This window comes from uncultured Microbacterium sp. (assembly GCF_937927635.1).
Lineage (GTDB): Bacteria > Actinomycetota > Actinomycetes > Actinomycetales > Microbacteriaceae > Microbacterium.
Genome location: NZ_CALBRW010000045.1, coordinates 74,189 through 87,511, shown reverse-complemented (window position 1 = coordinate 87,511; position 13,323 = coordinate 74,189). Strand labels below are relative to the sequence as shown.

Here is a 13,323-nt window from a genome sequence, read left to right as displayed (position 1 = left end):
ACGGCGGCGCTAAGGTTAAGGCGCCTTGACCAGATTCCGCTGAGGAAAAGGACTAGATGACGAAGACGAACGACCGGGGCACCGCATCGGATGCCGTGGATCGAGTGCTCGCGCACGCCGAATCCCGCACGGAGGCGAGAGTGTTCGGCGCCGCTCAGGCCCTGCAGGACGAGGCGACGGTGTCGCACGCCGCGGGCGACGGCGACCAGTGGGAGCTGGATGATCGTCACGCGCTGCGCCGGGTGGCGGGACTGTCCACCGAGCTGCAGGATGTCACCGAGGTCGAGTACCGGCAGCTGCGGCTGGAGAACGTGGTGCTGGTGGGCGTCTACCCGCAGGGGTCTCAGGACGATGCCGAGAACTCGCTGCGCGAGCTGGCGGCCCTCGCCGAGACCGCGGGAGCGGCCGTCCTCGACGGGCTGCTGCAGCGCAGGCCGCATCCGGATCCGGCGACCTACCTCGGCCGGGGCAAGGCCCAGGAGCTGAAGGACATCGTCGCCGCGGTCGGTGCGGACACCGTGATCGCGGACACCGAGCTCGCGGCAAGCCAGCGCCGCGCTCTGGAGGACGTCGTGAAGGTGAAGGTGATCGACCGCACCACGGTGATCCTCGACATCTTCAGTCAGCATGCCAAGAGCCGCGAGGGCAAGGCGCAGGTCGAGCTCGCGCAGCTGGAGTACCTGCTCCCACGTCTGCGCGGCTGGGGCGAGTCGATGAGCCGTCAGGCCGGTGGTCAGGTCGGCGCCGGGGGAGCGGGCATGGGCTCGCGCGGACCCGGTGAGACCAAGATCGAGCTGGACCGCCGTCGCATCCGCACCCGCATGGCGCAGCTGCGCCGCCAGATCCGCGAGTTCGCGCCGGCGCGCGACGCCAAGCGCGCCGAGCGCAAGCGCAACACGATCCCGTCGGTGGCCATCGCCGGTTACACCAACGCCGGCAAGTCCAGCCTGCTGAACGCGCTCACCAGCGCCGGGGTGCTGGTGGAGAACGCGCTGTTCGCGACACTGGACGCCACCGTCCGCCGCGCCGAGGCGCACGACGGGCGGGTGTACACGCTCACCGACACCGTCGGGTTCGTGCGCAACCTGCCGCACCAGCTCGTCGAGGCGTTCCGCTCCACGCTCGAGGAGGTCGGCCAGGCCGACCTGATCGTGCACGTCGTGGACGGCTCCCACCCCGACCCCTCCGCGCAGCTGCAGACCGTCCGCGATGTGATGGGCGACGTGGGTGCGCGCGACATCCCCGAGATCGTCGTGTTCAACAAAGCCGACCTGGTCGACGAGGATGAGCGCCTCGTGCTGCGCGGGCTGGCGCCCGACGCGCACTTCGTCTCCTCCCGCACCGGCGAGGGCATCGACGAGCTGCGCGCGGCCATCGAGCGGATGCTGCCGCTGCCGGCCGTCGAGATCACCGCGCTCGTGCCCTATGACCGCGGAGACCTGGTCTCCGCCGTGCACGAGACCGGGGTGCTGCTCTCGGCCGAGCACGAGGAGGCCGGCACGCTCGTGCACGCGCACGTGTCCGAGCGCCTGGCCGCGGAGCTCGCGCCCTACGCCGTCGGCTGATCAAGATCCGATCCGTCGTCTGCGATCGACGCGTCAGCTGGCGGCGAAGCGGCCCTCCACGGTCGCGGAGACGGTGATCTCCTCGCCCTGGAACTCCAGCGACGGGCCGGAGTCCATTGCGATGGCGGCGCTGCGCGCCATCATCGCCTTGGGCATGACGGGTGCGCCCTCGGAGATGAGTCCGCGGTCGGCGATCTCCAGCGGCGTCACGGTCGTCAGCCCCAGGGCTTCGGCGTAGGCGCGTGCTCGTGAGACGGCGACGCCCACGGCCCGCGTGGCGACCTCCCGCTCCACCTCCGCCTCCGTCTCGGGCGTGAGGTGCCAGTCGATGGCGCCGATGCTCACGCCGTCCTGCGCGGTGAGCTCGGTGACCCACACCGACAGCTCGGAGAAGTCCGCGAAGGTGCCGGTGAAGTCGATCGAGGCGCGGTACACCGGGGCGAGCCGTCGGCCGTCGCTGTTCCAGGGCCGGTCCGCGTACACGCTCAGACGCTGGCTGGTCCACTCGGTGACCGCGGTCGAGCTCCTGCGGGCCTCCAGCCCCGTTCTGACAGGCTCTGCCGCCGCCAGCGTCCGCTCCACGACATCCGCCCGGTCGGGCCCGTCGAAGGCCACCGACAGGCGGACGGTGGCGCGCTCGGGGGCGACGCGCAGCTCGTGCTCGCCGCGGACGGTGATGATGACTTCGCTCATGGGTGCGACTGTACGGCACGGCGCCGACGCCGGGCGTGGAATGGCGCGAGGCGGGAATACGTTGTAACCTGTGATGCTCGGGTGCGACAGCATCCGATCTGGTAATTCCACAGAGTGACAACGGCTCCTTCGCAAGAAGGTGCACGGGGCTGATCGGTTTCGACGGCGTCTGTGTATCGACGGGAAGCGGGCCGAGGATGCAGGGTTATCTCGTGAACGCCCCCTGCGAAAAAATAGTTGCCAATGCAAAGCGCAACGACTTCGCCCTCGCTGCATAAGCGAGCCCGATAGTCCGTCAGACCGTATGTGATTCCGGTACGGATCCTGGCGTCATCTAGGAATCTCGCTGCGTGACGGCGTCTGGACGTCACGTGGGACTCTTCCCAGGCTGGGCTCGTCGACTTGGATGTCTGTGGCAAAGGTCGGAGCCGAGCAGAACGCTTTCACAGACTGCGCCCGGAGAAGACGTGGATGATCAGCGTCGGACGGGGGTTCGATTCCCCCCAGCTCCACAAGCCGTTGTCACCGCAGCAGAGCCCCGCAGGAATGCGGGGCTCTGCTGCGTCCGGGGTCAGTCGACCAGGATGCTCAGCAGCATCCATCCCTCGGGGATCTGCGCGTCGAGGGCCTCGCGGGTCTCCGCGGTGATCTCCTTGATCGGCGCGATCCGGTAGATGCTCTGCGTTCGCGCGTCCTTCACGTCCCACCCCTCGGGAGTGGCGGCGTGCACCTCGCGGATCAGATCGGTCAGGTCCATCGGCGGGAGGTCGAGGGTTCGGGTTTCGGACGGGCGGATTCGACCTGTGAGCACGGCTCCCAGACTATGCCCGCGCGGAGGGCGCCCGCGGCGCGAGCCCGCTCAGCGCGACCGCGAGGACGTCGTCGGCCAGCCGTTCCGGCTCGACGGGGCCGTCGGCGCGGTACCACTCCACGAGCGAGTTGATCATGCCGAAGATCAGGCGCGTCGCGACGCCGGCATCCAGATCCTGTCTCACGAGCCCCTCGGACTGCGCGGCGCGCACGAGATCGGTCACGGTGTGGTCGAAGCGGCGCCTGCGTGCCAGCGCCGCGGTCTCGATGTCGCTGTTGCCGCGCAGGCGCAGCAGCAGCGTCACCTGAGGCTGGCGTTCGGTGAGCACCAGCACGGCACCGCGGATGATCGCCGTCAGCCGCTGAGAGGCGGTGGGATGCCGCAGGGCATCCGCCAGCGCGTGCTCCAGGCCGCCCAAGGCATCCTCCAGCGCGACCTGCAGGATCTGCTCCTTGGAGTCGACGTGGTGGTACAGCGCCGCCTTGCTGAGGCCCAGGTGCCCGGTCAGGTCGGAGACGGATGTGGCGTCGTAGCCCTGCTCGTTGAACAGCTCGACGCCGGCGCGGATGATGTCGGCCCGGTCATAGCCCGGGCGCCCACGGCGGACGCCGCCTGCGGTGCTCGTCATCGCGTCATCCTCGCCATGTGATCAAATCTAGCCCGGCGCCGGTTCGATTCCGTCGTGGGCGCGGGCCCGGACTCGACTAGGATGGAGTGGTTATCCGACGATCGAGAGGCGTTCGACGTGGTCGACTTCATCGTGTTCATGGTTCTGTTCCTGGGCGGCTTCTACCTGTTCGGCCTGGCATGGAGCGTTCCGGAGGGTCAGGGCTTCGTCTTCTCCGCAGGCATCATCCTGGTGAGCCTCGCCCTCGCGTACGGCATGCGCCAGCGCGGTTCCGCCACCCGCCGCTCCGACAACTGGAACAAGCAGCGCGGCGACAAGTGATCGTCCGGTGCCGCGCTCAGCGCGGCACCGCCTCGTGGCGCCCGAGCGTCACTGACCCCAGGTGATCAGAACCAGTCCCTGCTTGGTGTCCGAGAACTTCACCCAGCCGTCCCCGAACTCGTAGGTCATCCCGAAGCCCTCGTCGTCCTTGGCGATCGCGTAGTCCGGATCCTCGGTGTAGAACACCGAATCGCCCTTGCTGGAGCGAACCCAGCCGTCTGCCTGCAGGCCTGCTTGGGCCGTGCGTGCCTTCGCAGGATCCAGCAGGCCCCACGCGTAGATCTGGCCGTGGTCGGATGCCGTGCTGAAGTCGGCCCAGAGGCACTCCAGGCCGTCGGTGACCGGGACGTCGCCGATCTGGAACTCCTGCTGCTTCGACGTCCAGCCCTGCGACTTCAGCGCATCGACCGTGCCCTTGGTGACGAGGGTGTCGCAGGTGGGCGCGGCGGCCCGCGGGTGCGAAGCGTCGTCGGCGGGCTGGGTCGCGACAGTGGCCTTCGGCGTCTGGGCGGGCTCTGCGCTCGATGACGCGGTGGGCGGCGGTGGGGTCGCCCCGCTGCAGGCGGCGAGGGAGAGCGCGGCCAGCAGCGCGCAGGCAGCGAGGGGGAGTCGAGTTTTCATGTGATCCGTGGGGGAGGGGTGCGTGCAGCGCTCAGGAGCGCTGCACGTCGCGGAACAGGGACAGGAACGAGGCGTGCAGGATGCCGTTGCTGGCCAGTGCCGACAACGCGGACAGGGTGTCCTCGCCGTCGAACGAGGTCATCCGTCCGCCGGCCTCGCGGACGATGGGGACAGCCGCCGCGATGTCGTACTCCTTGACGTCGAACTCGGCGACCATGTCGAGTCGCCCCTCGGCCAGCAGCATGTAGCTGAAGATGTCGCCGTACGCGCGGTCGCGCCAGACCCGGTCGGTCAGGGCCATGAGCTCCGGCAGCTTCCCGGCATCCGCCCACTGGGAGATGCTCTGGAAGCTCACGCTGGCGTCGTCGAGGGAGTCGACGCCCGACACGGAGATCCGGCGGGGCTCGCCGCTCGTGGCGGTCCAGGAGCCGTTGCCGGCGGATGCCCACCAGCGGCGCCCGAGAGCGGGCATGCTCACCACGCCCACCTGCGGGTCGCCGTCGACGGCGAGGGCGATCATGGTGCCCCAGAGCGGCACGCCGCGCAGGAAGTTGGCGGTGCCGTCGATGGGATCGATGATCCACTGCCGGCTCGTGTCGCCCTCGGTGCCGTACTCCTCGCCGAGGATGCCGTCGCCGGGGCGCTCCGCGTGCAGGATCTCCCGGATGGCCCGCTCGGTGGCGAGATCGGCATCCGTGACGTGCGAATGGTCGGCCTTGAGGGACACCTGCAGGTCGGCCGCGTCGAAGCGCGGGAGGGACTGCGCATCGGCCGCATCGGCCAGACGCAGCGCCAGCGCGAGGTCGGCGCTGAAGTCAGTGGCGGTGAGGGGAGCGGTCACCTGAACAGGATAGTCCGGGGTGCTCGTCCGTTACGGCTGGTCGTATATCGGTCTCAGAACGATGCCGCGGGTCGGACAGGATCCCTGACAACGCGCCCGGGATCCGAGAACGATTTGGTGCGGCCCGGCGCCGCTGGTAATGTAATTCCTCGGCCGGGGATGCTTCCCGGGCCACGCGCCTCTAGCTCAATCGGCAGAGCAATTGACTCTTAATCAATGGGTTCAGGGTTCAAGTCCCTGGGGGCGCACGGACAGGCTCCGGATACTCTCGCCAGTATCCGGGGCCTTTCTGCTCGTCCGGGTCCTTCTGCTCGTCGGGTCAGACGCCCTGCGCCATGAGTGCGGCGGCATCATCCACGGCGTCGACCAGGTGCACGTGCGGCTGCATGGCACGGCCGCGGGCGAGCGCCTTCAGCAGCGGCCAGGCCGGGTACGTCCGCGTCCAGTACTCCTTGCCCACCAGCACCATCGGCGCGGTGGAGGACTCGTCGGCGTAGTAGTTCTCGCAGGCGTCCTGGAAGATCTCCTGCACGGTGCCGCCGGCGCCGGGCAGGAACACGATGCCCGCCTGGCAGATCTCCAGCAGGATCGCCTCGCGCTGCGCGTTGCGGAAGTACTTCGCGATCGCGCTCGCGAACGCGTTGGGCGGCTCGTGGCCGTAGTGCCAGGTGGGGATGCCGAGCGAGTCCGCACCATGCGGGAACAGCTCGCGCACGGCGAACGCCGCCTTCGCCCAGGCGTCGATGCTGGGCCGGAAGGCCGGCGCCCCGGCCAGCGCGCGAAGCGCCTCGTCCACGGCATCCGGACTCTCGTGCGCCAGATAGCCGCCGAGGTTCACCGCCTCCATCGCGCCCGGGCCGCCGCCGGTGGCGACGGTGTGGCTCTGCGCGAGCATCCGCCCCAGCCGGGCGCCGTCGGCGTACCCGACGTCGCCGCGCACCGCATCGTGTCCGCCCATCACCCCCACCAGCCGCCTGCCGTGGACCCACCGCTCCAGCGCCAGCGCGATGCTGTGATCGTGCAGGGACTCCGCCAGCGCCCCGTCGCCGTCGGCGCCCGCGCGCTGCGACCAGGCGTAGACCCGGGCGTCGAAGCTCTGCGCGTAGTCGGCTGCGTCGTACAGCTCGTCGGGCGTGTACAGCATCGCGCGGTAGGTGTCCACGGGGGAGTCCGGCACGGTGGGGAAGACCACCGCGCCCCGCGCGCGCACGGAGACCTCGTCGTCGTCCTGCAGCGTGCACCCCAGGAACAGCGCGCCGGCCACCTCCACCGACCGCAGCGCGCGACCCCGGTCGCTCAGATCCAGGGATCGCAGCCGCCAGCCCGACAGCGATCGCGCACCCGAGGAGAGCCGATGGTCGAAGTCCTGCAGGGAGTCGACGTTGATGACCCGGCCGCGTGTACGCCTCATGCCTCGAGATTACGGGCGGAACTCTTCCGCCTGCCGCGACGCGGTGACATCATGGCGAAAAGGAGGTTGTCATGATCGAGCTCGAGGATGTCGACACCGACGAGGACGGTGCGCTGAACGCCGACGTCGAACTGCCCGGTGGCCGCCGCGTCACCGTGGAGTACGAGTTCGACGAGGAGTTCGGGCGCGACGATGACGACGATGACGACGAGAGCGACGACGATGAGGACGACTACGTCGAGCGCGAGGACCTGCCGGACCTCGACACCATGCGCGCGACCGTCCAGCACGCGCTGTCGCGCCTGAGTGGGGAGATCCTCGACGCGCGTGAACGCGAGGTCGTCGACGAACTCGTGGAGGCCGCCGCCGAGGACGACGACGACGTGGACCTCGAGCAGGCCCGCCGTGCGCTGGCCGAGGACATCGCGCTGGACGGCGTGGTGGTGTTCGGAGACGGCGGCATGACGCTGCTGTACATCGCTCCGGAGGAGTACCCCGACCTGATCATCTACTGCCTGCTGGACGAGGACCTCGAGGTCGACGACCTCATGGTCGAGTAGCGCTCACGCGACGCGGATGACCTCTCCACCGGTCAGCGAGGACAGCTGAGCGAACGTCAGCGGCATGACCGTGTGCGGCGTGCCCCCGGCCGTCCAGACCTCGTCGTAATCACGCAGCGCCTCATCCAGGTACGTGCGCAGGGGAGCGGGGTGCCCCACGGGCGCCACTCCGCCGATCGCCTGTCCGGTCGCCTCCCGGACGACGGCCGGTGAGGCCATGGCCACGGCATCCGCTCCGACGCTCTGCGCGAGCGCCGTGAGGTCGACACGGTGCGCGCCGCTGGTCATCACGAGGATCGGCTCGCCGTCGGCCGTCAGCACCAGGCTGTTGGCGATGGCGCCCACCTCGCAGCCGATGGCGGATGCCGCCAGCGCCGCCGTCCGGGCGGAATCGGGCAGCACCCGGATGATGCTGTCGATCCCGGCTGCCGCCAGGTGCTCCTGGACGATGCGGCTGCGCGCGGGCAGCTCCTCGGCTGTGGTCATCTTCGACTCCTCGACTCGGGTGCCGCTCAGGCGGCGTCACCCACGAGGATAGCGGCGGCGTCGTCGACCTCGGGCTCGCCCGCGTCGTCGATGTGCGCCAGCGCCCGGCGGCCCAGCAGGATGGTGACCGTCGCGACCAGCACGGATGCCGCGGCGAACAGGTACGGAACGGTGTCGCCGTAGGCGTGCGCGAGTGCGGCCGCCACCGGCGGCGCCATGGCCCCTCCGACGAAGCGCACGGCGGAGTACGCCGACGAGGCGACGGCGCGGGGCAGGTCTGTGGACTCCATCACGGCCTCGGTCAGCACGGTGTTCATCACGCCCAGCAGCAGGCCGCCGACGATGATGCAGATCACCAGCGACATGGCGCTCGCCACGACCAGCCCGGCGACGACGAGGTCGACGGCCAGCAGCGGGAGGACGATGAGCATGACGGTGGTGCGGGAGATCCGGCGCATGAGCGCCGGGGCGACCCACACGCTGGTGATGGCGAGAGCCACGCCCCAGCCGAAGAACGTGAAGCCGATGCCCATGGCGCCGAAGCCCAGCGGGAACGGCGAGAACGCCAGCAGCACGAAGAAGCCGATGTTGTAGAACAGCGCCGCCACGGCCAGGATCGCCAGCGCCGGGCGGCCCAGGGCGCGGAACGGGGCGGAGAACGGCATCGGCTCGCGCTTCTCGCCGTCGCCTCGCACCAGCGCCAGCACGGCGATGAAGCCGATGGCCATCAGCACCACGACGCCGAAGAACGGGCCGCGCCAGCTCATCTCGCCGAGGAACCCGCCCAGCAGCGGGCCGACCGCGATGCCCAGGCCGAGGGCTGCCTCGTACAGCACGATGGCCGCACCGCTGCCGCCGGTGGCGGCGCCCACGATGGTGGCCAGCGCCGTGGAGATGAACAGCGCGTTGCCCAGGCCCCAACCGGCGCGGAAGCCGATGACACCGTCGACGCTGCCGCTCATCGCGCACAGCAGCGCGAACACGACGATCAGGCCGAGGCCGGCCAGCAGGGTGGCCTTGGCACCGATGCGGCTGGAGACCCAGCTGGTCACCAGCATCGCCAGCCCTGTCACGAGAAGATAGCTGGTGAACAGCAGCTCGGTCTGCACGGGGGTGGCCTGCAGCGACTCCGCGATGGCGGGGAGGATCGGGTCGACCAGGCCGATGCCCATGAAGGCGACGACGCAGGCGAATGCGACCGCCCAGACCTGTGCGGGCTGCTTCCAGACCGATCCCTGTGGTGTTCCGCTCATGCGGGTTCTCCTGTCGTGGTGGGTTCCTGTGCGTGTGCGGCGAGGATGCCGGCGGCGCGCCGCAGCACGGCCCACTCGTCCTCGTCGAGGTCAGTGAAACGCGGTGCGAGCGTGTCGCGCATCTCGGCGCGCCAGGCCCGCAGATGGGCGAGGCCCTCGTCCGTCGCGTCGACGAGCGTCGCGCGGGTGTCGGCCGGATCCGTGGAGCGCGAGACCAGCCCCGACTGCTCCAGCGCGCCGACCAGACGCGTCATGCCCGGCTGCGTGGTGCGGGCGGCCAGTGCCAGTGCGCCCAGCCGCATCCCGCCCTGTCGCTCCAGGATGCCCAGGGCGCGCCACTGCGCGGACGGCGCCTCGTTGCCGGCATCCTGCGCGGCGAACCGCGCGAGAGCGTGGGCGGACATCACGATCGAGGGGATCACATCCGCGTTTTGCATACCAACGAGTATATATCAGTTGGTATGTATCGAATGCGCGGCTGCGGCGGGATTGACGAAGCGGATTCCGCGCTCTAGCATTCTGAATACCTGAATCGGGTTTCATGTTCCCGACCTTCCACCGTTGAAAGGCATCCAGATGCGGGTTACGAAGAAGTTGCTCCTCGGCTCGGTGCTCGTCACCGCAGCCCTCGTCATGACGGCATGCGCGCCGTCGCCGGGTGCGGCACCCGGCGACGGCGGCGACAAGGGACCCGCAGAGGTCCACGTCGGCGTCGTCACCAGCGAGACGGGGCCGCTCGCCGGCTACGGCAAGCAGTACCTCGACGCGTTCGCCGTCGGCCTCGACTACGCCACGGACGGCACAGGAGAAGTCGACGGGACCAAGATCGTCATCGACAAGCGCGACGACGCCGGCGATCCCGACACCGCCGTGACCGCGGCCAAGGAGCTGATCGGCGACGGCGTGAACATCCTGATGGGCAGCGCCTCGTCCGGCGTGGCGCTGGCGATGGCCGAGCAGGCCGCGCAGAACAAGGTGCTGTTCATCTCCGGGCCCGCCGCAGCAGACGCCATCACGGGCATCAACGAGTACACCTTCCGCTCCGGCCGTCAGTCCGCACAGGACGTCGCGACCGCAGGTACGTTCCTGAAGGACATCAGCGGCAAGAAGATCGCCGTGTTCGCGCAGAACAACGCCTTCGGCCAGGGCAACGTCGCGGCCGTCCAGGCCATCCTCGGCGCGAAGGGCGCGACGGTCGAGCCGGTGCTCGTGGCTGAGGACGTGACCGAGTTCACCCCCTTCGCCCAGCAGGTGCTGGCCTCCAAGCCCGACCTGGTGTTCGTCGCCTGGGCCGGTGCCACCTCCGGCGCCATGTGGCAGGCGATGAGCCAGCAGGGCGTGCTGGACGCCATCCCCGTCGTGACCGGACTCGGCGACAGCGCCACCTTCGGCGCCTACGGAGAGGCATCGCAGAAGATCAACTTCCTGAACCACTACTTCGCCGGGGCCCCCGACAACAAGGTCAACACGGCCATGGTCGACGCGCTGGAGAAGAAGGGCTCCGAGCCCGACCTGTTCAGCCCCGACGGCTTCAACGCGGCGATCATGCTCGTGCACGCGATCAAGGAGGGCAAGGGCGACGTGAACGCGATGGTCAAGGCGCTGGAGGGCTTCGAGTTCGAGGGCCCGAAGGGCAAGAACATCGTCCGCGCCAAGGACCACGCGCTGATCCAGGACATGTACCAGGCCAAGCTCACCGCGTCCGGCGGTACATTCACCCCCGAGCTCGTCGCGACCGTGCCCGGCGCCGACGTGGCACCCGCGGAGTGACGCGGCAGTGAACACCCCAGACCCGTCCACCACCGGCGCATCGCTGCAGATCGAGGGACTCGGGCTCGACATCGGAGGGGCGACGATCCTCAAGGACGTCGACCTGAACATCGAGCCCGGCGCCCTGGTCAGCGTGATCGGACCCAACGGCGCCGGCAAGACCACGCTGTTCAACACCATCTCGGGTGTCGTCCGGCCCACGGCCGGCCGCATCCTGATGGATGGTGCGGACATCACCCGCACCAGCGTGCCGCAGCGTGCGCGGGCGGGTCTGGGCAGGACCTTCCAGACCTCCAGTCTGTTCCCGCAGCTGAGCGTGCGGGAGAACGTGCGGGTGGCCGTGCAGGCCACCCAGGGCGGCAGTTATTCACTGCTGCGCTTCCCGCGTCGATCGGATGCCGCGACGGCCAGGGCCGAGGAACTGCTGCACTCGGTGGGGCTGGGGCACCGGATGGACGCGAGAGCCGGCGACATCAGCCACGGCGACAAGCGCAAGCTAGAGATCGCGGTGCTGCTGGCCACTCGCTCCCGCCTGGTCCTGCTGGATGAGCCGATGGCGGGCGTGGCGTCGGGAGACGTGGCGGGACTGGTCGACAGCATCCGCGGGTTGCACGCCGAGACCGGATGCACGGTGCTGATGGTCGAGCACCACATCGAGGTGCTGATGGGTCTGGTCGACCTGGTGGCCGTGATGTACTTCGGCACCATCATCGCCGTGGACACTCCGCAGCGGATCATGGAGAACGTCACCGTGCAGAGCGCCTACCTGGGGACCGGAGCATGAGCGCCGCCATCCTGCAGGTGCGGAACCTGCGCGCGTCGATCGCCGGCCAGCAGGTCGTGGAGGACGTGAGCTTCGATGTGCCGGCGACGGGCATCACCGCGGTCCTCGGGCGCAACGGCGCCGGCAAGACGTCCACGCTGCGCGGCATCCTCGGACTCATCGCCCGCAGGGGCGAGGTGCTGCTGGACGGGGAGCGCATCGATGCGCTGCGCACGCACCGCATCGTGCAGCGCGGGGTGGGCTACGTGCCCGAGGAGCGCGAGGTGTTCGCGGGACTCACCGTCGCCGAGAACCTCGCGCTGGCCGAACGGCAGCGCGACCCGCGCCGCGAGTTCGTGGCGCAGCTGTTCCCGGATCTGGCCGCCAGGCGCGATCAGCGCGCGGGCACCCTGTCCGGCGGTCAGCAGCAGATGGTGTCGGTAGCCCGCGCCCTGCTCAACGACAACCGGCTGCTGCTGGTCGACGAGCCCACGAAGGGCCTCGCGCCCAAGATCGTCACCGAGGTCGCGGACGCGCTCGCCGAGGCCGCCACAACCGTCCCGATACTGCTCGTCGAGCAGAACCTCGAGGTCGTCCGCCGCCTGGCCGATCAGGCGATCGTGATCGCCGACGGCCGCGTGGTGCACACCGGTTCGGCATCCGAGATCCTCGACGACGCCGACCTGACCAGGCGCCTGCTGGGCGTCAGCGCGGAGGAGCACTCATGAGCACCCTGGTGCTGACCCTCATCATCGGCCTGGGCCTGGGCGCCCTGTACTTCCTGGTCGCCAGCGGACTGAGCCTGATCTACGGGCTGATGGGGGTGCTGAACTTCGCGCACGGCGCGTTCCTCAGCCTCAGCGCCTTCGTCGGCTGGGCCGTCGCGCAGGCGATCGGGGCCGACAGCTGGGGCGGGTTCCTGCTGTCGATCCTCGTCGGCGCGGTGGTCGGCGCGGTGTTCGCCGCCCTCACCGAGCTGGCGCTGATCCGGCCGCTCTATGAACGGCACATCGAACAGGTGCTGGTCACCGTCGGGCTGTCGTTCGCCGCCGTCGCGCTGTTCGACGGCATCTGGGGAACCGACCCGATCACGGTGCGGGGTCCGGTGTGGCTGAGCCGCACCACCGCGGTGCTCGGGGCCAGCATCCCGAACAAGTACTGGGTGCTCATCATCGCCGCCGTCGTCGTCCTCGCCGGCCTGGTCGTGTTCCTGCGGCGCACCCGCTACGGCATGATCATCCGCGCCGGCGTGGAGAACCGCGGCATGGTCACCGCCCTCGGCATCGACGTGCGCCGTTCGTTCACGCTGGTGTTCGCGATCGGCGGGGCGGCAGCCGGAATCGGGGGAGTGCTGGCCATGCACGCGATGACTTACGTGTCGGCGGGCCTCGGCGGCACGCTGCTGATCTTCGCCTTCATCGTGACCGTGGTCGGCGGACTCGGCTCGTTGACCGGCGCCGCGATCGCGTCGGTGCTGGTGGCCGTGCTGCAGCAGGTGGCCAACACCTATCTGGGCGGCACGGGCGACTTCATCGTCGTGATCCTGCTCGCGGTCGTGCTGCTGGTGCGACCGGCCGGACTGATGGGGAAGGCGGCATGA

At 69.5% G+C, this 13,323-nt stretch carries 16 protein-coding genes, 1 tRNA gene and 1 other RNA gene; 9 read left to right on the top strand and 9 right to left on the bottom strand.

Features of this window, described 5'->3' with window-relative positions; translation table 11 throughout:
• Positions 1-56: 56 nt before the first annotated feature.
• Positions 57-1,565 carry a GTPase HflX gene (gene hflX, locus Q0568_RS16815; RefSeq protein ID WP_298868606.1) on the top strand — a complete coding sequence of 503 codons (1,509 nt, stop codon included), beginning with the start codon at positions 57-59 and terminating at the stop codon, positions 1,563-1,565.
• Between the two features lie 33 nt (positions 1,566-1,598).
• On the opposite strand, the gene Q0568_RS16810 is transcribed toward hflX, so the two are convergent.
• Positions 1,599-2,258, bottom strand: coding sequence for an SIMPL domain-containing protein (locus Q0568_RS16810; protein WP_298868604.1), 660 nt, complete (start codon positions 2,256-2,258; stop codon positions 1,599-1,601).
• Between the two features lie 145 nt (positions 2,259-2,403).
• Here Q0568_RS16810 and ssrA point away from each other — a divergent pair.
• Positions 2,404-2,773, top strand: a transfer-messenger RNA (tmRNA) gene (ssrA, locus tag Q0568_RS16805).
• Positions 2,774-2,829: 56 nt separating this feature from the next.
• Here the strand turns inward: ssrA and Q0568_RS16800 are convergent.
• Entirely contained in the window at positions 2,830-3,069 is a 240-nt protein-coding gene (locus Q0568_RS16800; RefSeq protein WP_298868602.1) for a hypothetical protein, read from the bottom strand.
• 10 nt (positions 3,070-3,079) lie between these two features.
• The gene (locus tag Q0568_RS16795) at positions 3,080-3,697 is read right to left on the bottom strand and encodes a TetR/AcrR family transcriptional regulator (protein WP_298868600.1); all 618 of its coding nucleotides are present in this window, start codon (positions 3,695-3,697) and stop codon (positions 3,080-3,082) included.
• Positions 3,698-3,778: 81 nt separating this feature from the next.
• Here Q0568_RS16795 and Q0568_RS16790 point away from each other — a divergent pair, with 81 nt between their 5' ends.
• Positions 3,779-4,018 carry a hypothetical protein gene (locus tag Q0568_RS16790; protein WP_298868598.1) on the top strand — a complete coding sequence of 80 codons (240 nt, stop codon included), beginning with the start codon at positions 3,779-3,781 and terminating at the stop codon, positions 4,016-4,018.
• A 48-nt stretch (positions 4,019-4,066) separates the two neighbouring features.
• Here Q0568_RS16790 and Q0568_RS16785 read toward each other — a convergent pair whose 3' ends face one another.
• Together Q0568_RS16785 and Q0568_RS16780 are read right to left on the bottom strand one after the other, a co-directional pair.
• Entirely contained in the window at positions 4,067-4,639 is a 573-nt protein-coding gene (locus tag Q0568_RS16785; RefSeq protein ID WP_298868596.1) for a hypothetical protein, read from the bottom strand.
• 31 nt (positions 4,640-4,670) lie between these two features.
• Complete coding sequence (locus tag Q0568_RS16780) at positions 4,671-5,480, bottom strand: inositol monophosphatase family protein (RefSeq protein ID WP_298868593.1); 810 nt, start codon at positions 5,478-5,480, stop codon at positions 4,671-4,673.
• A 175-nt stretch (positions 5,481-5,655) separates the two neighbouring features.
• Between Q0568_RS16780 and Q0568_RS16775 the strand changes: the two genes are divergently transcribed.
• A tRNA-Lys gene (locus tag Q0568_RS16775) sits at positions 5,656-5,728 on the top strand.
• A 71-nt stretch (positions 5,729-5,799) separates the two neighbouring features.
• Here Q0568_RS16775 and Q0568_RS16770 read toward each other — a convergent pair.
• Positions 5,800-6,891 (bottom strand): LOG family protein, encoded by a 1,092-nt coding sequence (locus tag Q0568_RS16770; protein WP_298868591.1) that lies wholly within the window; start codon positions 6,889-6,891, stop codon positions 5,800-5,802.
• A gap of 71 nt (positions 6,892-6,962) precedes the next feature.
• Between Q0568_RS16770 and Q0568_RS16765 the strand changes: the two genes are divergently transcribed.
• On the top strand, positions 6,963-7,451 hold the full coding sequence (locus Q0568_RS16765; RefSeq protein ID WP_298868589.1) for a hypothetical protein: 489 nt from the start codon (positions 6,963-6,965) through the stop codon (positions 7,449-7,451).
• A 3-nt stretch (positions 7,452-7,454) separates the two neighbouring features.
• Here Q0568_RS16765 and Q0568_RS16760 read toward each other — a convergent pair whose 3' ends face one another.
• From Q0568_RS16760 to Q0568_RS16750, 3 genes are read right to left on the bottom strand one after another with little or no spacing between them, the layout of a single operon-like run.
• Complete coding sequence (locus Q0568_RS16760; RefSeq protein ID WP_298868587.1) at positions 7,455-7,937, bottom strand: YbaK/EbsC family protein; 483 nt, start codon at positions 7,935-7,937, stop codon at positions 7,455-7,457.
• Positions 7,938-7,963: 26 nt separating this feature from the next.
• Positions 7,964-9,190 (bottom strand): MFS transporter, encoded by a 1,227-nt coding sequence (locus Q0568_RS16755; protein WP_298868585.1) that lies wholly within the window; start codon positions 9,188-9,190, stop codon positions 7,964-7,966.
• Entirely contained in the window at positions 9,187-9,627 is a 441-nt protein-coding gene (locus tag Q0568_RS16750) for a MarR family transcriptional regulator (protein ID WP_298868583.1), read from the bottom strand. The genes Q0568_RS16755 and Q0568_RS16750 overlap by 4 nt, the downstream gene beginning before the upstream one ends.
• 139 nt (positions 9,628-9,766) lie before the next feature.
• On the opposite strand from Q0568_RS16750, the gene Q0568_RS16745 reads away from it, so the two are divergent.
• From Q0568_RS16745 to Q0568_RS16730, 4 genes are read left to right on the top strand one after another with little or no spacing between them, the layout of a single operon-like run.
• On the top strand, positions 9,767-10,960 hold the full coding sequence (locus Q0568_RS16745; RefSeq protein WP_298868581.1) for a substrate-binding domain-containing protein: 1,194 nt from the start codon (positions 9,767-9,769) through the stop codon (positions 10,958-10,960).
• 7 nt (positions 10,961-10,967) lie between these two features.
• The gene (locus tag Q0568_RS16740) at positions 10,968-11,744 is read left to right on the top strand and encodes an ABC transporter ATP-binding protein (RefSeq protein WP_298868579.1); all 777 of its coding nucleotides are present in this window, start codon (positions 10,968-10,970) and stop codon (positions 11,742-11,744) included.
• A complete protein-coding gene (locus Q0568_RS16735; RefSeq protein ID WP_298868577.1) occupies positions 11,741-12,451 on the top strand; it encodes an ABC transporter ATP-binding protein in 711 nt (236 codons plus the stop codon). Before Q0568_RS16740 ends, Q0568_RS16735 begins: the two co-directional genes overlap by 4 nt.
• Positions 12,448-13,323 (top strand): branched-chain amino acid ABC transporter permease, encoded by an 876-nt coding sequence (locus Q0568_RS16730; protein WP_298868575.1) that lies wholly within the window; start codon positions 12,448-12,450, stop codon positions 13,321-13,323. Before Q0568_RS16735 ends, Q0568_RS16730 begins: the two co-directional genes overlap by 4 nt.